13 protein-coding genes, 1 tRNA gene, 3 rRNA genes, 1 pseudogene and 13 other annotated features are annotated in these 20,448 nt (G+C 52.4%); of the genes and pseudogenes, 8 read left to right on the top strand and 10 right to left on the bottom strand.

Features of this window, described 5'->3' with window-relative positions; genetic code table 11:
- Window position 1 precedes the first annotated feature (1 nt).
- Window positions 2–7 (top strand) — a ribosome-binding site (putative RBS for yfiQ; RegulonDB:STMS1H002743).
- The 3 genes from yfiQ (at window position 2) to yfiM (ending at window position 4,513) form a co-directional block, all read left to right on the top strand.
- Window positions 2–2,675, top strand: a protein-coding gene (gene yfiQ / locus STM2651; RefSeq protein NP_461586.1) for a putative acetyl-CoA synthetase. Within the gene, window positions 15–2,675 belong to an annotated coding region; the region does not span the whole gene. It overlaps the preceding feature by 6 nt.
- A gap of 96 nt (window positions 2,676–2,771) precedes the next feature.
- Window positions 2,772–2,777, top strand: a ribosome-binding site (putative RBS for pssA; RegulonDB:STMS1H002744).
- The gene (gene pssA, locus STM2652; protein NP_461587.1) for a phosphatidylserine synthase occupies window positions 2,772–4,145 on the top strand. Within the gene, window positions 2,790–4,145 belong to an annotated coding region; the region does not span the whole gene. (Overlaps the previous feature by 6 nt.)
- Before the next feature lie 31 nt (window positions 4,146–4,176).
- Window positions 4,177–4,182: a ribosome-binding site (putative RBS for yfiM; RegulonDB:STMS1H002745), on the top strand.
- Window positions 4,177–4,513 (top strand): putative outer membrane lipoprotein gene (yfiM, locus tag STM2653; protein NP_461588.1). Within the gene, window positions 4,190–4,513 belong to an annotated coding region; the region does not span the whole gene. (Overlaps the previous feature by 6 nt.)
- Here the strand turns inward: yfiM and kgtP are convergent.
- The 9 genes from kgtP to rluD all read right to left on the bottom strand — a co-directional run bounded on the left by kgtP (window position 4,510) and on the right by rluD (window position 16,674).
- Window positions 4,510–5,823, bottom strand: a protein-coding gene (gene kgtP / locus STM2654; RefSeq protein ID NP_461589.1) for an MFS family alpha-ketoglutarate permease. Within the gene, window positions 4,510–5,811 belong to an annotated coding region; the region does not span the whole gene. The genes yfiM and kgtP overlap by 4 nt on opposite strands.
- Window positions 5,818–5,823, bottom strand: a ribosome-binding site (putative RBS for kgtP; RegulonDB:STMS1H002746). Its footprint overlaps the gene before it by 6 nt.
- A 91-nt stretch (window positions 5,824–5,914) precedes the next feature.
- Window positions 5,915–6,377 (bottom strand): putative cytoplasmic protein gene (locus STM2655; protein ID NP_461590.1). Within the gene, window positions 5,915–6,370 belong to an annotated coding region; the region does not span the whole gene.
- Window positions 6,372–6,377: a ribosome-binding site (putative RBS for STM2655; RegulonDB:STMS1H002747), on the bottom strand. It overlaps the preceding gene by 6 nt.
- 197 nt (window positions 6,378–6,574) lie before the next feature.
- Window positions 6,575–6,696, bottom strand: a 5S ribosomal RNA gene (gene rrfG / locus STM2656).
- A gap of 193 nt (window positions 6,697–6,889) precedes the next feature.
- A 23S ribosomal RNA gene (rrlG, locus tag STM2657) occupies window positions 6,890–9,899 on the bottom strand.
- Between the two features lie 193 nt (window positions 9,900–10,092).
- Window positions 10,093–10,165, bottom strand: a tRNA-Sec gene (gene gltW / locus STM2658).
- 87 nt (window positions 10,166–10,252) lie between these two features.
- Window positions 10,253–11,795 (bottom strand): 16S ribosomal RNA (gene rrsG, locus STM2659).
- The 16S, 23S and 5S rRNA genes sit together here with 1 tRNA gene alongside, the layout of an rRNA operon.
- Window positions 11,796–12,250: 455 nt before the next feature.
- Window positions 12,251–14,832 (bottom strand): ATP-dependent protease gene (clpB, locus tag STM2660; RefSeq protein ID NP_461591.1). Within the gene, window positions 12,251–14,824 belong to an annotated coding region; the region does not span the whole gene.
- Window positions 14,827–14,832: a ribosome-binding site (putative RBS for clpB; RegulonDB:STMS1H002750), on the bottom strand. Its footprint overlaps the gene before it by 6 nt.
- Before the next feature lie 121 nt (window positions 14,833–14,953).
- The gene (yfiH, locus tag STM2661; RefSeq protein ID NP_461592.1) for a putative inner membrane protein occupies window positions 14,954–15,696 on the bottom strand. Within the gene, window positions 14,954–15,685 belong to an annotated coding region; the region does not span the whole gene.
- Window positions 15,682–16,674, bottom strand: a protein-coding gene (gene rluD, locus STM2662; protein NP_461593.1) for a pseudouridine synthase. Within the gene, window positions 15,682–16,662 belong to an annotated coding region; the region does not span the whole gene. Before rluD ends, yfiH begins: the two co-directional genes overlap by 15 nt.
- Window positions 15,691–15,696: a ribosome-binding site (putative RBS for yfiH; RegulonDB:STMS1H002751), on the bottom strand. (Overlaps the previous gene by 6 nt.)
- Window positions 16,669–16,674, bottom strand: a ribosome-binding site (putative RBS for rluD; RegulonDB:STMS1H002752). It lies within the gene rluD.
- A gap of 101 nt (window positions 16,675–16,775) precedes the next feature.
- Window positions 16,776–16,781 (top strand) — a ribosome-binding site (putative RBS for yfiO; RegulonDB:STMS1H002753).
- On the opposite strand from rluD, the gene yfiO reads away from it, so the two are divergent.
- The 5 genes and pseudogenes from yfiO (at window position 16,776) to pheA (ending at window position 19,552) form a co-directional block, all read left to right on the top strand.
- The gene (gene yfiO, locus STM2663; protein NP_461594.1) for a putative lipoprotein occupies window positions 16,776–17,531 on the top strand. Within the gene, window positions 16,794–17,531 belong to an annotated coding region; the region does not span the whole gene. Its footprint overlaps the feature before it by 6 nt.
- Window positions 17,532–17,566: 35 nt before the next feature.
- Window positions 17,567–17,766: pseudogene (locus tag STM2664) on the top strand (pseudogene; two in-frame stops relative to E. coli b2596).
- A 24-nt stretch (window positions 17,767–17,790) separates the two neighbouring features.
- Window positions 17,791–17,796: a ribosome-binding site (putative RBS for yfiA; RegulonDB:STMS1H002755), on the top strand.
- Window positions 17,791–18,141 (top strand): ribosome associated factor gene (gene yfiA / locus STM2665; RefSeq protein NP_461595.1). Within the gene, window positions 17,803–18,141 belong to an annotated coding region; the region does not span the whole gene. It overlaps the preceding feature by 6 nt.
- A 96-nt stretch (window positions 18,142–18,237) precedes the next feature.
- Window positions 18,238–18,243, top strand: a ribosome-binding site (putative RBS for STM2666; RegulonDB:STMS1H002756).
- Window positions 18,238–18,292, top strand: a protein-coding gene (locus STM2666; RefSeq protein ID NP_449055.1) for a hypothetical protein. Within the gene, window positions 18,245–18,292 belong to an annotated coding region; the region does not span the whole gene. (Overlaps the previous feature by 6 nt.)
- An 88-nt stretch (window positions 18,293–18,380) precedes the next feature.
- Window positions 18,381–18,386, top strand: a ribosome-binding site (putative RBS for pheA; RegulonDB:STMS1H002757).
- Window positions 18,381–19,552 (top strand): chorismate mutase P gene (pheA, locus tag STM2667; protein ID NP_461597.1). Within the gene, window positions 18,392–19,552 belong to an annotated coding region; the region does not span the whole gene. (Overlaps the previous feature by 6 nt.)
- On the opposite strand, the gene STM2668 is transcribed toward pheA, so the two are convergent.
- Window positions 19,513–20,428, bottom strand: a protein-coding gene (locus STM2668; RefSeq protein NP_461598.1) for a putative cytoplasmic protein. Within the gene, window positions 19,513–20,421 belong to an annotated coding region; the region does not span the whole gene. The genes pheA and STM2668 overlap by 40 nt on opposite strands.
- Window positions 20,423–20,428 (bottom strand) — a ribosome-binding site (putative RBS for STM2668; RegulonDB:STMS1H002758). (Overlaps the previous gene by 6 nt.)
- Window positions 20,429–20,448: the final 20 nt, after the last annotated feature.

Genomic DNA, 20,448 nt, shown 5'->3' on the forward strand with positions numbered 1-20,448 from the left:
TAAGGGAAACCGGTATGAGCCAGCAAGGACTGGAAGCGCTACTGCGACCAAAATCGATCGCGGTGATTGGCGCATCAATGAAGCCCCACCGCGCGGGTTACCTGATGATGCGTAACTTGTTGGCGGGCGGATTCAATGGCCCCGTCCTTCCCGTGACGCCCGCCTGGAAAGCCGTTTTAGGCGTCATGGCCTGGCCGGATATCGCCAGTCTTCCTTTCACCCCCGATCTGGCTATTTTATGCACTAACGCCAGCCGTAACCTGGCGTTACTGGACGCGCTTGGCGCGAAAGGGTGTAAAACGTGCATTATCCTTTCTGCTCCCACGTCGCAACATGAAGAACTTCTTGCCTGTGCCCGGCATTATAAAATGCGTCTGCTGGGTCCAAACAGTCTTGGGCTCCTCGCGCCGTGGCAAGGGCTGAATGCCAGCTTTTCTCCCGTCCCGATTAAACAGGGCAAGCTCGCTTTTATTTCCCAGTCTGCCGCCGTGTCCAATACTATTCTTGACTGGGCGCAACAGCGTGAAATGGGCTTTTCCTACTTTATCGCGCTGGGCGATAGCCTGGATATTGATGTCGATGAACTACTGGACTATCTGGCGCGCGACAGCAAGACCAGCGCGATTTTGCTCTATCTGGAACAGTTAAGCGACGCCCGCCGTTTTGTTTCCGCCGCCCGTAGCGCTTCACGTAACAAACCGATTCTGGTGATTAAAAGCGGCCGAAGCCCGGCAGCCCAGCGTTTACTTAATACCAGCGCGGGAATGGACCCTGCGTGGGATGCGGCCATCCAGCGCGCAGGCCTGCTGCGAGTCCAGGATACGCACGAGCTTTTTTCCGCCGTCGAAACACTGAGCCATATGCGTCCGCTACGCGGCGACAGACTGATGATCATCAGCAATGGCGCCGCGCCTGCCGCGCTGGCGTTAGATGAGTTGTGGTCGCGTAACGGCAAGCTGGCGACGTTGAGCGAAGAGACCTGCCTGCAACTACGGCAGGCGCTTCCCGCGCACATAGATATTGCCAATCCGCTGGATCTGTGTGATGACGCCAGCAGCGAACATTACGTCAAAACGCTGGATATCCTGCTCGCCAGTCAGGATTTTGACGCGCTTATGGTTATCCACTCTCCCAGCGCTGCCGCGCCGGGTACAGAAAGCGCCCATGCTCTGATCGAGACGATTAAGCGCCACCCCAGAGGCAAGTTTGTTACGCTGCTGACAAACTGGTGCGGCGAGTTCTCGTCTCAGGAGGCAAGACGGCTATTCAGCGAAGCCGGATTACCAACCTACCGTACGCCGGAAGGCACGATTACCGCGTTTATGCATATGGTGGAATACCGGCGTAACCAGAAGCAACTGCGGGAAACGCCAGCGTTGCCGAGTAACCTGACGTCCAATACCGCTGAGGCGCATAATCTGTTACAGCGGGCGATTGCGGAAGGCGCCGCCTCACTGGATACCCATGAAGTACAGCCGATTTTACACGCCTATGGGCTGCACACGCTCCCAACCTGGATTGCCAGCGACAGCGCTGAAGCGGTGCATATTGCCGAACAGATAGGCTATCCGGTAGCTCTCAAGCTGCGCTCGCCCGACATTCCGCATAAATCTGAAGTTCAGGGGGTCATGCTTTACCTGCGGACCGCAAGCGAGGTACAACAGGCCGCGAACGCTATTTTTGATCGTGTAAAGATGGCCTGGCCGCAAGCGCGGATTCACGGTTTGCTGGTACAAAGCATGGCTAACCGCGCCGGCGCGCAGGAGCTTCGTGTGGTGGTCGAGCACGATCCGGTGTTTGGTCCTTTGATTATGTTGGGTGAAGGCGGCGTAGAGTGGCGTCCGGAAGAGCAGGCTGTCGTCGCGCTGCCGCCGCTCAACATGAACCTGGCGCGCTATCTGGTGATTCAGGGCATTAAACAGCGGAAAATTCGCGCCCGTAGCGCGCTGCGTCCGCTGGATATTGTCGGTTTAAGCCAATTGCTGGTCCAGGTTTCAAACCTGATTGTCGACTGCCCGGAAATTCAGCGTCTGGATATCCATCCGCTGCTGGCTTCCGCCAGTGAGTTTACCGCGCTGGATGTGACGCTGGATATTGCCCCGTTTGATGGCGATAACGAAAGTCGACTTGCGGTACGCCCCTATCCCCACCAGCTTGAAGAGTGGGTGGAGATGAAAAATGGCGATCGCTGCCTGTTCCGTCCTATCCTGCCGGAAGATGAGCCCCAACTGCGACAATTCATCGCACAGGTCACCAAAGAGGATCTTTACTACCGTTATTTCAGCGAGATCAACGAATTCACCCATGAAGATTTAGCCAACATGACGCAGATCGACTACGATCGAGAAATGGCCTTTGTGGCCGTGAGGCGGATGGACAATGCTGAAGAGATCCTCGGCGTAACGCGCGCGATCTCCGATCCTGACAACGTAGATGCCGAATTTGCCGTATTGGTGCGTTCAGATCTCAAAGGGTTGGGTTTAGGACGCCGTTTAATGGAGAAATTGATTGCCTATACTCGCGATCACGGATTGAAGCGGCTGAACGGTATTACGATGCCAAACAATCGCGGCATGGTCGCGCTGGCCAGAAAACTGGGATTTCAGGTCGATATTCAGCTCGAAGAGGGCATCGTGGGATTGACGCTGAATCTGGCCAAATGTGATGAATCGTGAGTAATGTACTGGAAATGTTGACCACTTTAACGGGTACTGATGTTATTATTGCTCGCTTATGTCGTCTGCATAGCACAGAGGACCCTTCAATGAACAGAGAAGAAATGCACTGTGATGTTGTCAAAATTTAAGCGTAATAAACATCAACAACACCTTGCCCAACTCCCTAAGATTTCTCAGTCAGTTGATGATGTAGATTTCTTTTATACTCCTGCTACTTTTCGGGAGACACTGCTGGAGAAAATCGCCAGCGCGACGCAGCGTATTTGTATCGTTGCCCTGTATCTGGAACAGGACGATGGGGGTAAAGGTATACTCGACGCGCTCTATGCGGCTAAACGGCAGCGTCCTGAACTGGACGTGAGGGTGCTGGTCGACTGGCATCGCGCGCAACGCGGGCGCATTGGCGCAGCGGCCTCGAATACCAATGCAGACTGGTATTGCCGACTGGCGCAGGAAAACCCCGGCATTGATGTCCCGGTTTACGGCGTACCGATTAATACGCGAGAAGCGCTTGGCGTACTGCATTTTAAAGGCTTTATCATTGATGATAGCGTCCTGTACAGCGGCGCCAGCCTGAACGATGTCTATCTCCATCAGCATGACAAATATCGCTACGATCGCTACCAGCTGATTCGCAATCGGCAAATGGCAGACATCATGTTTGACTGGGTGACGCAAAATCTGATGAATGGCCGTGGTGTGAATCGTCTGGATAATACCCAGCGGCCGAAAAGCCCGGAGATTAAAAACGATATCCGCTTATACCGTCAGGAGCTGCGTGATGCGTCATATCATTTTCAGGGTGACGCTAATGACGAGCAGCTCTCCGTTACGCCGCTGGTCGGGCTTGGAAAGTCCAGTCTGTTGAACAAAACCATTTTCCATCTCATGCCCTGTGCGGAGCATAAGCTCACCATTTGTACCCCTTACTTCAATCTACCAGCGGTACTGGTGCGGAATATTATTCAGCTACTGCGCGACGGAAAGAAAGTCGAAATCATTGTTGGCGATAAAACCGCGAATGATTTTTACATTCCGGAAGATGAACCGTTCAAGATCATTGGCGCGCTGCCCTATCTCTATGAGATTAACCTGCGCCGCTTCCTGAGCCGTTTACAGTATTACGTCAATACCGATCAGCTTGTGGTGCGTCTGTGGAAAGATGACGACAATACCTATCATCTGAAAGGGATGTGGGTAGATGATAAATGGATGCTACTCACCGGCAACAACCTGAATCCCCGCGCCTGGCGTCTGGATCTGGAAAACGCCATTTTGATCCACGATCCTAAGCAGGAGCTTGCCCCTCAGCGGGAAAAAGAGCTGGAACTTATCCGAACGCACACAACCATCGTAAAACATTATCGTGACCTGCAGAGCATTGCCGACTATCCGATAAAAGTGCGTAAATTGATTCGCCGTCTGCGCCGGATCCGCATCGACAGATTAATTAGCCGTATCCTGTAATCGAAGCCCCGTCCTGTACGGGGTTTTCTCTTAGGAGTGAACTGGTGCGCGTGTTGATTCCTTTTACGGTGTTGTTTCTCTCCGGGTGCAGCCATCTGGCTAACGACCACTGGAGCGGTCAGGATAAAGCCCAGCATTTTATGGCATCAGCGATGCTATCGGCAGCCGGTAATGAGTATGCGCGTCACCAGGGAGTAAGCCCTGACCGCAGCGCAGCGATAGGGCTGATGTTTTCTTTGAGTCTCGGAGCCTCAAAAGAACTCTGGGACAGCCGCCCGGAAGGCAGCGGCTGGAGCTGGAAAGATTTTGTCTGGGATGTCGCTGGCGCGACAACCGGTTACGCTATCTGGCAAATGGCGCGATACTAAAGGCGTAAGCCCTTTCCTTTACGGTGCAACATCAACGAAACCAGGAAAGCCAGAACGGCCATCGCGGTAACATACCAGAAGAACGAACTCTCCATACCGACAGATTTTAGCGACAGCGCGACATATTCCGCAGAGCCGCCAAATAACGCGTTTGCTACCGCGTAAGATAAACCGACGCCCAGGGCGCGAACCTGCGCCGGAAACATCTCCGCTTTCAGGATCCCGCTAATCGAGGTATAGAAACTCACAATCAATAGCGCGCATATCACTAAAGCAAATGCGGCATAAGGCGACGTCACATTCTGCAACGCGGAGAGAATTGGAACGGTGAAAAGCGTCGCGAGTGCGCCAAAACATAGCATAGAGGTGCGCCTGCCAATCTTATCGGATAACGCGCCGAATAACGGCTGCACCAACATGAAAACACACAGCGCAGCCGTCATAATGCCGCTGGCGACATTGGCATGCATACCTGCTGTATTTACCAGATATTTCTGCATATAGGTGGTGAAGGTATAAAAGCACAGCGAGCCTGCCGCGGTGAAACCAAGCACCATCAAAAAGGCTTTGCGATTACGCCACAAACCTTTCAACGAACCGGCTTCTTTTAATGCGCGAGTCTCATGCTTCGAGGTTTCATCCAGCTGGCGACGTAGCCATAACGCCACAACCGCCAGCACGGCGCCCAGCGCAAAGGGAATACGCCATCCCCAGGCACGAAGCTCAGCATCGTCCAGAACCTGCTGCAAAATCACAACGACCAGCAATGCCAGTAGTTGGCCACCGATAAGCGTAACGTACTGAAACGACGCGAAAAATCCCTTACGACCTTCAAGCGCAACTTCACTCATATATGTCGCGCTGGTCCCATACTCTCCCCCTACCGAGAGCCCCTGAAATAACCTTGCAATAAGTAGCAGCGCCGGTGCCCAGGTGCCGATGGTATCGTAACCAGGTAAGCAGGCAATCACCAGCGACCCCATGCACATCATGCACACCGAAATCAACATTGAGGCTTTGCGCCCGCGTCGATCTGCAATGCGTCCAAATAGCCAACCACCGATAGGCCGCATTAAAAAACCGGCGGCAAAGACGCCTGCCGTTTGCAAAAGCTGAGTAGTGGTATTACCAGAAGGAAAGAAGATATGTGCAAAATAGAGCGAGCAGAAAGAGTAGACGTAGAAATCAAACCATTCCACTAAGTTTCCGGAAGAGGCCCCCACGATAGCCCATATGCGTCGCCGCATCTCCGGAGCCTCAGCGTTGTTTTTATCTATACGCTGAATAATTTCTGCCATACTGTTCTCCTTGTTGCCAGGCTTAATCGGCCTTTTATTTTGGAGATTCAGATTACGCGAGACCCAAAAGTAAATAAAGTGTTAATTATTTGTTTGCTAATTTTTATCCCCACCGTGCCTGATGCTGGCGTTTCCGTTTCAGATAGTCTTCGTCCTGACGGATTTTATCCCACCAACCTTTGAAAACCGTTGCCGCCGCGGCCTTAATAGGATCATTACCCCGTGTATTCAGGCTGCCGTCTTCTGCATACTTTTTACCGCCTTTATAGTTAGCGTATCGCCTGGCGCGGGTGTATCCCATCTGAATAAATTTACGCGCCATGTCCATACCAACGAAATCATCCTGCTGCCGGTAAGCTTCGAACAACTGGTAGATCTGTTCTGCGGATTTCATCGCCGATGCTTCATCTTTATAGCGCCAGAAAGGAAGAATTTCGCTTTTGTAGGGTTCAACCAGTAGCACCCCCTGCTCGCCTCGTCCAACCTGATACAATTCAGGCTGCTGGCGGAAGTCGATGCTGGAAAAGTCCTGCTGGTAGTTAAAAGGTTTGATAGCCAATGAAAATCCTCACTGCTTATATAAGCACGTGTAAAGGATAGTTCATCGTTAATGATTGGGTGGGTTGTGCTCTTATCAGTTCTACAAGAGCACCAACTTCGTAGGCGGGATAATTCCTGTAGGCCGGATAAGGCGGAGCCGCCATCCGGCAGAAACAGACAAAAACAAAAGGCCCTGTCTTCCGACAGGGCCCTTCGTTTTATTTGATGCCTGGCAGTTCCCTACTCTCGCATGGGGAGACCCCACACTACCATCGGCGCTACGGCGTTTCACTTCTGAGTTCGGCATGGGGTCAGGTGGGACCACCGCGCTAGTGCCGCCAGGCAAATTCTGTTGCCAGAAACGAATCTTTTACACCGATGCTGCGTTGGCTGCATTCGTAAAGTCAGTCACATACTTCTGTATGCTCCTTCCTTTCCTTCATTTGCCGCCTTGCCTCAGCGTAAAATCTTTCGTTCCCGAAAATCCGGAATCACTGCTGAAAATCGTCTTCTCATCCGCCAAAACATCTTCGGCGTTGTAAGGTTAAGCCTCACGGTTCATTAGTACCGGTTAGCTCAACGCATCGCTGCGCTTACACACCCGGCCTATCAACGTCGTCGTCTTCAACGTTCCTTCAGGAGACCTAAAGTCTCAGGGAGAACTCATCTCGGGGCAAGTTTCGTGCTTAGATGCTTTCAGCACTTATCTCTTCCGCATTTAGCTACCGGGCAGTGCCATTGGCATGACAACCCGAACACCAGTGATGCGTCCACTCCGGTCCTCTCGTACTAGGAGCAGCCCCCCTCAGTTCTCCAGCGCCCACGGCAGATAGGGACCGAACTGTCTCACGACGTTCTAAACCCAGCTCGCGTACCACTTTAAATGGCGAACAGCCATACCCTTGGGACCTACTTCAGCCCCAGGATGTGATGAGCCGACATCGAGGTGCCAAACACCGCCGTCGATATGAACTCTTGGGCGGTATCAGCCTGTTATCCCCGGAGTACCTTTTATCCGTTGAGCGATGGCCCTTCCATTCAGAACCACCGGATCACTATGACCTGCTTTCGCACCTGCTCGCGCCGTCACGCTCGCAGTCAAGCTGGCTTATGCCATTGCACTAACCTCCTGATGTCCGACCAGGATTAGCCAACCTTCGTGCTCCTCCGTTACTCTTTAGGAGGAGACCGCCCCAGTCAAACTACCCACCAGACACTGTCCGCAACCCGGATTACGGGTCCACGTTAGAACATCAAACATTAAAGGGTGGTATTTCAAGGTCGGCTCCATGCAGACTGGCGTCCACACTTCAAAGCCTCCCACCTATCCTACACATCAAGGCTCAATGTTCAGTGTCAAGCTATAGTAAAGGTTCACGGGGTCTTTCCGTCTTGCCGCGGGTACACTGCATCTTCACAGCGAGTTCAATTTCACTGAGTCTCGGGTGGAGACAGCCTGGCCATCATTACGCCATTCGTGCAGGTCGGAACTTACCCGACAAGGAATTTCGCTACCTTAGGACCGTTATAGTTACGGCCGCCGTTTACCGGGGCTTCGATCAGGAGCTTCGCTTGCGCTGACCCCATCAATTAACCTTCCGGCACCGGGCAGGCGTCACACCGTATACGTCCACTTTCGTGTTTGCACAGTGCTGTGTTTTTAATAAACAGTTGCAGCCAGCTGGTATCTTCGACTGACTTCAGCTCCGTGAGTAAATCACTTCACCTACGTGTCAGCGTGCCTTCTCCCGAAGTTACGGCACCATTTTGCCTAGTTCCTTCACCCGAGTTCTCTCAAGCGCCTTGGTATTCTCTACCTGACCACCTGTGTCGGTTTGGGGTACGATTTGATGTTACCTGATGCTTAGAGGCTTTTCCTGGAAGCAGGGCATTTGTTGCTTCAGCACCGTAGTGCCTCGTCATCACGCCTCAGTGTTAAAGTGAACCGGATTTACCTGGAACACACACCTACACGCTTAAACCGGGACAACCGTCGCCCGGCCAACATAGCCTTCTCCGTCCCCCCTTCGCAGTAACACCAAGTACGGGAATATTAACCCGTTTCCCATCGACTACGCCTTTCGGCCTCGCCTTAGGGGTCGACTCACCCTGCCCCGATTAACGTTGGACAGGAACCCTTGGTCTTCCGGCGAGCGGGCTTTTCACCCGCTTTATCGTTACTTATGTCAGCATTCGCACTTCTGATACCTCCAGCAACCCTCACAGGTCACCTTCGCAGGCTTACAGAACGCTCCCCTACCCAACAACGCATCAGCGTCGCTGCCGCAGCTTCGGTGCATGGTTTAGCCCCGTTACATCTTCCGCGCAGGCCGACTCGACCAGTGAGCTATTACGCTTTCTTTAAATGATGGCTGCTTCTAAGCCAACATCCTGGCTGTCTGGGCCTTCCCACATCGTTTCCCACTTAACCATGACTTTGGGACCTTAGCTGGCGGTCTGGGTTGTTTCCCTCTTCACGACGGACGTTAGCACCCGCCGTGTGTCTCCCGTGATAACATTCTCCGGTATTCGCAGTTTGCATCGGGTTGGTAAGCCGGGATGGCCCCCTAGCCGAAACAGTGCTCTACCCCCGGAGATGAATTCACGAGGCGCTACCTAAATAGCTTTCGGGGAGAACCAGCTATCTCCCGGTTTGATTGGCCTTTCACCCCCAGCCACAGGTCATCCGCTAATTTTTCAACATTAGTCGGTTCGGTCCTCCAGTTAGTGTTACCCAACCTTCAACCTGCCCATGGCTAGATCACCGGGTTTCGGGTCTATACCCTGCAACTTAACGCCCAATTAAGACTCGGTTTCCCTCCGGCTCCCCTATTCGGTTAACCTTGCTACAGAATATAAGTCGCTGACCCATTATACAAAAGGTACGCAGTCACCCCACCCCAAAGCATTCACCGCTTGTTTTGTGTGTTGGGCGTCGCAAACGACGCTCCGCCACCGCGATGCTGCTTTGCAGGGCCTTCAACACCAGAGAATGCTTTGGTGGTGGGGCTCCCACTGCTTGTACGTACACGGTTTCAGGTTCTTTTTCACTCCCCTCGCCGGGGTTCTTTTCGCCTTTCCCTCACGGTACTGGTTCACTATCGGTCAGTCAGGAGTATTTAGCCTTGGAGGATGGTCCCCCCATATTCAGACAGGATACCACGTGTCCCGCCCTACTCATCGAGCTCACAGCACATGCGCTTTTGTGTACGGGGCTGTCACCCTGTATCGCGCGCCTTTCCAGACGCTTCCACTAACACACATGCTGATTCAGGCTCTGGGCTCCTCCCCGTTCGCTCGCCGCTACTGGGGGAATCTCGGTTGATTTCTTTTCCTCGGGGTACTTAGATGTTTCAGTTCCCCCGGTTCGCCTCATTAACCTATGGATTCAGTTAATGATAGTGTGACGAGTCACACTGGGTTTCCCCATTCGGGTATCGCCGGTTATAACGGTTCATATCACCTTACCGGCGCTTATCGCAGATTAGCACGCCCTTCATCGCCTCTGACTGCCAGGGCATCCACCGTGTACGCTTAGTCGCTTAACCTCACAACCCGAAGATGTTTCTTACGATTCATCATCGTGCTGCGAAAATTTGAGAGACTCACGAACAACTTTCGTTGTTCTGTGTTTCAATTTTCAGCTTGATCCAGATTTTTAAAGAGCAAATATCTCAAACGTGACTCGTAAGTCAGTTTTGAGATATTAGGGCAGGTGACTTTCACTCACAAACCAGCAAGTGGCGTCCCCTAGGGGATTCGAACCCCTGTTACCGCCGTGAAAGGGCGGTGTCCTGGGCCTCTAGACGAAGGGGACGTATCAGTCTGCTTCGCAAGACGCCTTGCTATTTACTTTTCATCAGACAATCTGTGTGAGCACTGCAAAGTACGCTTCTTTAAGGTAAGGAGGTGATCCAACCGCAGGTTCCCCTACGGTTACCTTGTTACGACTTCACCCCAGTCATGAATCACAAAGTGGTAAGCGCCCTCCCGAAGGTTAAGCTACCTACTTCTTTTGCAACCCACTCCCATGGTGTGACGGGCGGTGTGTACAAGGCCCGGGAACGTATTCACCGTGGCATTCTGATCCACGATTACTAGCGATTCCGACTTCATGGAGTCGAGTTGCAGACTCCAATCCGGACTACGACGCACTTTATGAGGTCCGCTTGCTCTCGCGAGGTCGCTTCTCTTTGTATGCGCCATTGTAGCACGTGTGTAGCCCTGGTCGTAAGGGCCATGATGACTTGACGTCATCCCCACCTTCCTCCAGTTTATCACTGGCAGTCTCCTTTGAGTTCCCGACCTAATCGCTGGCAACAAAGGATAAGGGTTGCGCTCGTTGCGGGACTTAACCCAACATTTCACAACACGAGCTGACGACAGCCATGCAGCACCTGTCTCACAGTTCCCGAAGGCACCAATCCATCTCTGGAAAGTTCTGTGGATGTCAAGACCAGGTAAGGTTCTTCGCGTTGCATCGAATTAAACCACATGCTCCACCGCTTGTGCGGGCCCCCGTCAATTCATTTGAGTTTTAACCTTGCGGCCGTACTCCCCAGGCGGTCTACTTAACGCGTTAGCTCCGGAAGCCACGCCTCAAGGGCACAACCTCCAAGTAGACATCGTTTACGGCGTGGACTACCAGGGTATCTAATCCTGTTTGCTCCCCACGCTTTCGCACCTGAGCGTCAGTCTTTGTCCAGGGGGCCGCCTTCGCCACCGGTATTCCTCCAGATCTCTACGCATTTCACCGCTACACCTGGAATTCTACCCCCCTCTACAAGACTCAAGCCTGCCAGTTTCGAATGCAGTTCCCAGGTTGAGCCCGGGGATTTCACATCCGACTTGACAGACCGCCTGCGTGCGCTTTACGCCCAGTAATTCCGATTAACGCTTGCACCCTCCGTATTACCGCGGCTGCTGGCACGGAGTTAGCCGGTGCTTCTTCTGCGGGTAACGTCAATTGCTGCGGTTATTAACCGCAACACCTTCCTCCCCGCTGAAAGTACTTTACAACCCGAAGGCCTTCTTCATACACGCGGCATGGCTGCATCAGGCTTGCGCCCATTGTGCAATATTCCCCACTGCTGCCTCCCGTAGGAGTCTGGACCGTGTCTCAGTTCCAGTGTGGCTGGTCATCCTCTCAGACCAGCTAGGGATCGTCGCCTTGGTGAGCCGTTACCTCACCAACAAGCTAATCCCATCTGGGCACATCTGATGGCAAGAGGCCCGAAGGTCCCCCTCTTTGGTCTTGCGACGTTATGCGGTATTAGCCACCGTTTCCAGTAGTTATCCCCCTCCATCAGGCAGTTTCCCAGACATTACTCACCCGTCCGCCACTCGTCAGCAAAGCAGCAAGCTGCTTCCTGTTACCGTTCGACTTGCATGTGTTAGGCCTGCCGCCAGCGTTCAATCTGAGCCATGATCAAACTCTTCAATTTAAAAGTTTGATGCTCAAAGAATTAAACTTCGTAATGAATTACGTGTTCACTCTTGAGATTTGGTATTCATTTTTCGTCCGAGGACGTTAAGAATCCGTATCTTCGAGTGCCCACACAGATTGTCTGATAAATTGTTAAAGAGCAGGTGCGACGCGGCTTGCAGCTCACCGTCGCGAGGTGGCGTATATTACGCTTTCCTCTTTTTGAGTCAAGCCTTTATTTTCGCTTTCCTCACAGACTTCTTAACGAAGCTTTTCTGACCCGGCGGCCTGTATGCCGTTGTTCCGTGTCAGTGGTGGCGCATTATAGGGAGTTATTAGAGCCTGACAAGACCTAAATGCAAAAAAAAGCTCAACCGTTCACTTTTCAAACAACATTTGAACCAAAAGCCTATTTTCGCCTGGTTTTTAAACAAAAACGAGCCCGTCAGGGCCCGTTTTATTCAAATTTGTGACTTACTGCACTGCCACAATACGATCATCATTGGCTTCAAGGCGAATCACTTTGCCAGGAACCAGTTCACCAGACAGGATTTGCTGCGCCAGTGGGTTTTCGATCTGCTGTTGAATAGCACGTTTTAACGGACGCGCCCCGTAGACCGGATCGTAACCGTTGGCGCTCAACAGTTTCAGCGCCTCGTCGGAGATATGGATTTCATAACCACGTTCTTCCAGACGTTTGTACAGACGCTGCAGCTGGATCTGAGCAATAGAAGCGATGTGTTGTTCACCTAACGGATGGAATACCACAACTTCATCAATACGGTTGATAAATTCCGGACGGAAGTTTTGGCTAACCACACCCAGCACCATCTCTTTCATTCGACCGTAATCCAGTTCGCCAAAGCGCTCCTGAATGAGATCGGAACCGAGGTTAGAAGTCATAATGACCACCGTATTACGGAAGTCGACCGTTCTCCCCTGCCCGTCAGTCAGTCGACCGTCGTCCAGCACCTGCAACAGAATGTTGAATACATCCGGATGCGCTTTTTCCACTTCATCCAACAAGATGACGGAATAAGGGCGACGGCGCACCGCTTCCGTCAAATAACCGCCTTCTTCATAGCCGACATATCCCGGAGGCGCCCCGACCAAACGAGACACGGAGTGTTTCTCCATAAACTCAGACATGTCGATACGCACCATCGCGTCGTCGCTGTCGAACATAAAGTTAGCCAGTGCTTTACACAGTTCGGTTTTACCGACCCCCGTCGGCCCCAGGAACAGGAAGGAACCAATCGGACGGTTCGGATCGGACAGCCCAGCACGGCTACGACGTATGGCGTTCGATACTGCTTCAACGGCTTCATTCTGCCCGATCACACGGCTGTGTAACTCTTGTTCCATACGCAACAGTTTTTCACGTTCGCCTTCCAGCATTCTGGAAACCGGAATACCGGTCCAGCGCGCTAGCACTTCGGCAATTTCCGCATCCGTTACTTTGTTACGTAACAGACGCATGGTTTTACCTTCCGACTGGGTCGCGGCTTCCAGCTGTTTTTCCAGCTCCGGAATTTTGCCGTACTGCAGTTCAGACATTCGCGCCAGGTCGCCAACGCGACGCGCCTGCTCGATGGCAATCTTCGCCTGCTCCAGCTCCGCTTTAATAGTTTGCGTACCAGAGAGCGACGCTTTTTCCGCTTTCCACTCTTCTTCCAGCTCAGAATACTGGCGCTCTTTGTCGTCCAGTTCTTCGTTGAGCATATCGAGACGTTTTTTACTCGCCTCGTCAGACTCTTTCATCAACGCCTGCTGTTCCAGTTTGAGCTGAATAATGCGGCGGTCGAGTCTGTCCAGCTCCTCCGGCTTAGAGTCAATCTGCATACGAATGCTGGATGCAGCTTCATCGATGAGGTCGATAGCTTTATCCGGCAACTGACGGTCGGCGATATAGCGGTGAGATAATGTTGCCGCCGCCACAATCGCCGGGTCAGTGATCTGCACATGGTGGTGCAGCTCGTAACGTTCTTTCAGGCCACGCAGAATAGCGATGGTGTCTTCCACTGAAGGTTCTGCGACAAACACTTTTTGAAAACGACGTTCCAGCGCCGCGTCTTTTTCAATGTACTGACGGTATTCATCCAGCGTGGTGGCGCCCACACAGTGCAGTTCACCACGCGCCAGCGCCGGTTTCAGCATATTCCCGGCGTCCATTGCGCCATCAGCCTTACCTGCGCCAACCATCGTGTGCAGCTCGTCAATAAACAGGATGACGTTGCCTTCCTGTTTCGCCAGATCGTTCAGCACGCCTTTCAGACGCTCTTCAAATTCGCCGCGATATTTCGCCCCCGCCACCAGCGCGCCCATATCCAGCGCCAGTACGCGGCGACCTTTTAAGCCTTCAGGGACTTCACCGTTAATAATGCGCTGCGCCAGTCCTTCAACAATTGCCGTTTTACCGACCCCTGGCTCACCGATTAACACCGGGTTGTTTTTGGTACGACGTTGCAGTACCTGAATGGTACGGCGAATTTCTTCATCACGACCAATTACCGGGTCAAGCTTGCCTTGTTCAGCCCGCTCGGTCAGATCGACGGTATATTTTTTCAAGGCCTGACGTTGGTCTTCAGCCCCTTGATCGTTCACGCTTTCACCTCCGCGCATCTGTTCAATTGCCTGAGTGATATTGGCCGTGGTCGCACCGGCTGATTTCAGCAGATCGGTTAACGTGCCGCGAGACTCAAGCGCCGCCAGAACAAACAGCTCTGACGAAATAAAATTGTCTCCCCGTTTTTGCGCCAGCTTGTCGCAAAGGTTCAGTACGCGTACCAGTTCCGAAGAAGGCTGTACGTCGCCGCCGGTGCCTTCCACCTGCGGTAAACGGCTCAGCGCCTGATCGATAGCGGTGCGCAACTGGCCAGCATTAATGCCGGCGGAGGTTAATAAAGGACGTATCGATCCCCCTTCCTGGTTCAGCAAGGCGCTCATTAAATGAAGAGGTTCGATGAATTGGTTGTCGTGCCCCAGCGCGAGCGACTGGGCATCGGCAAGAGCAAGCTGGAATTTGTTAGTAAGACGATCCAGACGCATAACTCCTCCCATAACAGGTCAAAATTGCTACTGGAGATTAAATGAGGTCATCCCTCAATTATTCAAGGTGAATGACCTGAATTATGTGAAAAGAAAGTTACCCGTACCGGATCGTCTTGATTCTTTAGGTTATATCAGCCAAATAAAACTTGCCATACGACCTGTCGTCTTGTCGCGACGATAAGAGAAGAAAGTCTCACTTTCGCTAAAGGTGCAGCGATCCCCGCCATAGACATGTTCAACGCCGGTATTCGCCAGACGTTGGCGTGCAAGCTGATAAATATCCGCCAGAAATTTTTCCCCGTGCGGCAAAAATGCGCTATCGGCTTGCGCATCTTTTGCTAAAAATGCGTCACGCACTTCCGGCCCCACTTCAAACGCGGTCGGGCCGATCGCCGGACCTAACCAGGCGATGATATTTTCTGGTTTGTCAGCAAAGCAGGTGACAGTTTCCTCCAGTACGCCTTCACATAATCCGCGCCAGCCCGCATGAGCCGCCGCCACTTCTGTTCCCTCACGGTTACAGAATAGCACAGGCAGGCAGTCTGCCGTCATTACCGCGCAGACGGTTCCTGGCGTATTGCTGTAAGACGCATCCGCACGTTTGGAGGCATAAGGTTCTCCGGTAAGCCTCAACACATTTTTACCGTGAACCTGTTCAAGCCAGACAGGTTTCGAAGGCAGATTGCCCGCCGCAAACAGACGCTTGCGGTTCTCTTCAACATGCTCCGGGTTATCGCCGCAATGCGCGCCCAGATTCAGCGAGTCGTAAGGCGGTAAACTCACCCCGCCAATACGGGTAGAACTACAGGCTGCGACGCCTTTCGGCAGCGGCCACTGCGGGACAATCAGTGCATTCATAACCAGTCCACATCATCTTTATGATCTTCAAAATCGGCGCGCATCGCATCGATAAGGTCCACCATATCTTGTGGAATCGGCGCGTGCCACTCCATTTCGATACCCGATACAGGATGGTAGAGACGCAGCATCGTTGCATGAAGCGCCTGGCGGTCAAACTTACGCAGAGTGGAAATAAACTCTTCCGATGCGCCTTTCGGTGGACGTGGACGACCACCGTAGACCTGATCGCCCACTAACGGGTGCGTAATATGCGCCATATGCACGCGGATCTGGTGCGTACGCCCGGTCTCCAGACGCAGCCTAAGACGCGTGTGCACACGGAAATGTTCCATAATGCGGTAGTGGGTCACCGCCGGTTTGCCCATGGGATGCACTGACATATGGGTACGTTTGGTCGGGTGACGACTGATGGGTTCATTCACCGTTCCTCCCGCCGTCATATGTCCGATCGCGACCGCTTCATATTCGCGGGTGATCTCGCGCAGCTGCAAAGACTCCACCAGGCGCGTTTGCGCCGGAACGGTTTTGGCCACCACCATCAGCCCCGTCGTGTCCTTATCCAGACGATGTACAATGCCCGCGCGCGGGACATCCGCAATCGGCGGATAATAATGTAGCAACGCGTTCAGTACCGTACCGTCCGGGTTACCCGCGCCAGGATGTACCACCAGATCGCGTGGTTTGTTGATAACCAGAATATCGTCATCTTCATAAACAATATCTAACGGGATATCCTGCGCTTCAAAACGAATCTCTTCGTCGATCTCCGCATCAATAGCCACCCGCTCGCCACCTAACACTTTTTCTTTTGGCTTATCGCAAAGTTGACCATTGACCAACACGCGCTGATTCAAAATCCATTCTTTTATACGCGAACGTGAATAATCCGGGAACATTTCGGCCAAAGCCTGATCTAAGCGTTGACCGAGTTGGTTTTCGGAGACCGTTGCGGTGAGTTGTACTCGTTGTGCCATATACAGCTTCTTCGTTTAACGTTGGGTTTTACGGCTTTGCCGTTTAATATAGTGTGCTATTGTAGCTGGTCTTAACCGGGAGCAGGAACAGAGAATCTCCCGTAAAACATTTTGAGGAAAGTCAAAACGTCATGACGCGCATGAAATATCTGGTGGCAGCAGCCACGTTGAGCCTGTTTCTGGCGGGTTGCTCGGGTTCAAAGGAAGAGGTGCCCGATAATCCGCCGAATGAAATCTACGCGACTGCTCAGCAAAAGCTGCAGGACGGTAACTGGAAACAGGCAATAACGCAATTGGAAGCGTTAGATAATCGTTATCCATTCGGACCGTATTCTCAGCAGGTGCAGTTGGATCTTATCTACGCCTATTACAAAAACGCCGATTTGCCGCTAGCGCAGGCCGCCATCGATCGTTTTATGCGTCTTAATCCAACGCACCCTAATATTGACTATGTCATGTACATGCGCGGCCTGACGAACATGGCGCTGGATGATAGCGCGCTGCAAGGTTTCTTTGGCGTCGATCGCAGCGATCGCGATCCGCAACATGCGCGGGCGGCGTTCAATGACTTTTCGAAACTGGTACGCAGCTATCCTAATAGCCAGTACACCACCGATGCCACTAAGCGTCTGGTATTCCTGAAAGACCGTCTGGCGAAATATGAATATTCCGTCGCAGAGTACTATACCGCGCGCGGCGCATGGGTTGCGGTCGTAAACCGGGTAGAAGGTATGCTACGCAATTATCCTGATACGCAGGCCACGCGCGATGCGTTGCCGCTGATGGAAAACGCCTATCGTCAGATGCAGCTGAATGCGCAGGCTGACAAAGTCGCGAAAATTATTGCCGCTAACAGCAAAAACACCTGAAGCAATACAAACAAGCAAAACGGCAGCCTTCCGGCTGCCGTTTTTTTATTCGGTATCTGATGCAACAGAAATGATTTCACTGCAACGCATCCAGTCAAATATGGCCTGCTTTCAGCCATTCCTCAAGTAAAAGATCGCTTCTTCCTGCGATGCCTCACAAAAAGTTCGCCTTGACAAAAAGTGACAAAATAATGTGATTTACATCACACATTTTGACATTAAGAACGGTATGCTGGAATCACCAAGACGGGAAAGACAAGAGGTAAAATTTATGACAATGAACATTACCAGTAAACAAATGGAAATTACTCCGGCAATCCGCCAACATGTCGCAGACCGTCTCGCCAAACTGGAAAAATGGCAAACTCACCTGATTAATCCTCATATCATTCTGTCTAAAGAGCCACAGGGCTTTATTGCTGACGCCACCATTAATACACCGAACGGACATCTGGTCGCCAGCGCAAAACACGAAGATATGTACACCGCTATTAATGAATTGATCAACAAGCTGGAACGGCAGCTCAATAAAGTGCAGCACAAAGGCGAAGCCCGTCGTGCCACCGCATCGGTGAAAGATGCCAGCTTCGTCGAAGCAGAAGAAGAGTAGTCCCTTACATTGAGTGTATCGCCAACGCGCCTTCGGGCGCGTTTTTTGTTGACAGGATTAAAACAGTACGGGTACTGTACTTACGTACACAAAGGAAACAGTTATGAAGCTCACCCGGTTTTTCTTCGCATTCTTTTTTATCTTCCCCTGACCGGGAGGCGTTTCGTCATGTGATAAAGAATGCGAAGACGAACAAGAAGGCCTCCCCCACCGGGAGGCCTTTTTTATTGATAACAAAAAAGGCAACACTATGACATCGGAAAACCCATTACTGGCGCTGCGAGATAAAATCAGCGCTTTAGACGAAGAGTTACTGGCCTTACTGGCAAAACGACGCGCGCTGGCGATTGAAGTGGGACAAGCAAAACTACTGTCGCATCGTCCGGTTCGGGATATCGATCGTGAACGCGCGCTGCTGGACAGGCTCATCCATCTCGGTAAAGCCCACCATCTCGACGCACACTACATTACCCGTCTGTTCCAGCTTATCATTGAAGACTCCGTGCTTACTCAGCAGGCGCTGCTGCAACAACATCTGAATAATACTCACCCTCATTCGGCACGTATTGCGTTTCTTGGGCCGAAAGGCTCCTATTCTCATCTCGCGGCGCGCCAGTATGCTGCACGCCATTTTGAGCAATTTATTGAGAGCGGTTGCGCAAAATTCACCGATATTTTTCATCAGGTCGAAACCGGCCAGGCCGATTACGCCGTGGTTCCGATAGAGAACACCAGCTCCGGCGCTATCAATGATGTGTACGACTTATTGCAACACACCAGTCTGTCGATTGTCGGTGAGATGACTGTCACTATCGATCACTGCGTGCTGGTTTCCGGCGCTACAGATCTGAATACCATCGAAACGGTGTACAGCCATCCGCAGCCGTTTCAGCAGTGCAGTAAATTTTTGAGCCGCTATCCGCACTGGAAAATCGACTATACCGAGAGTACGTCGGCAGCGATGGAAAAAGTCGCGCAGGCAAACTCTCCGCGCGTCGCGGCGCTCGGCAGCGAGGCAGGCGGCATGTTGCACGGATTACAGGTGCTGGAACGCATCGCCGCAAACCAGACGCAGAATATCACCCGCTTTCTGGTACTGGCGCGCAAAGCCATTAATGTTTCCGATCAGGTTCCGGCAAAAACCACTCTGTTAATCGCCACCGGGCAGCAAGCTGGCGCGCTGGTCGAAGCGCTGCTGGTGCTGCGTAACCACAATCTCATCATGACGAAACTGGAGTCGCGCCCCATTCACGGCAATCCGTGGGAAGAGATGTTTTATCTCGATATTCAGGCGAACCTGGAGTCGCAGGTAATGCAAAGCGCGCTAAAAGAGCTGGGCGAGATCACGCGCTCAATGAAAGTGCTTGGCTGCTATCCCAGCGAAAACGTCGTGCCGGTAGAACCTGCCTGACGTTCAATAAAACGGCTTTTCTTCATCCCTGCGACGGCTACCTGCAGGGTGAAGATGGCGCCGGAGAGCGGATAATCCGCCACTTCCTGAGCAGACATATTTTCTCTGGTAGTTGTAATAAACAGCGTTTTCATATCTGCGCCGCCAAAGCAAACCATCGTCGGACAACGTACCGGCAACCGGTACTCTTCCAGCTGCTCTTCTTGCGGTGAGAAACGCGCCACGCGCCAGCCGTCAAACATCGCGCTCCAGTAGCACCCTTCGCTATCCATCGCCGCGCCGTCGGGAAGTCCTTCTCCTTCGCCAAAATGGCGAAAAAGTTCACGCTTGCCCGGATCGCCATGCTTATCAAGTAACGTGCGGTATATCACGCCATTCGGCGTATCGGAGGTATACATCCACTGGTTATCCGGGCTGAACGCCAGGCCGTTGTGTCCCTGGATATCGCACTGGATCACTTTTGCCGTCAGGTCATGATCGATCCGCATCAGCAACGCGCCATTATAGTCACCTGGCGCCCAGAACGTTCCGGCATAAAAACGTCCATCGCCATCAGTGCCGCCATCGTTAAAACGCGCCAGTTTCGTATTAGAGGGATTGTCGCAAACCTTACGCTGCAATAATCCATTTTTATCGGCCAGCCAGATAGCATGACGCATGGCCACAATAAATCCGCCCTGCTCACGCAAGGCAAAACAGCCCACCTCTTCCGGAAACACCAGCACGCTATGCGTCCCACTCGCCGGATGGTAACGATGGATCTCCTGTTCCAGGATATCGGTCCAATACAGCGCGCTTTCATCCTCGCTCCATGTGGGGCATTCTGGTAGATGTCCGACATAATCAAATAAAACGTGCGGCGTAGTCATAACGGTTCCTTAAACGAAAAAAGCCAG

Source organism: Salmonella enterica subsp. enterica serovar Typhimurium str. LT2 (assembly GCF_000006945.2).
In the GTDB taxonomy this organism is placed as follows: domain Bacteria; phylum Pseudomonadota; class Gammaproteobacteria; order Enterobacterales; family Enterobacteriaceae; genus Salmonella; species Salmonella enterica.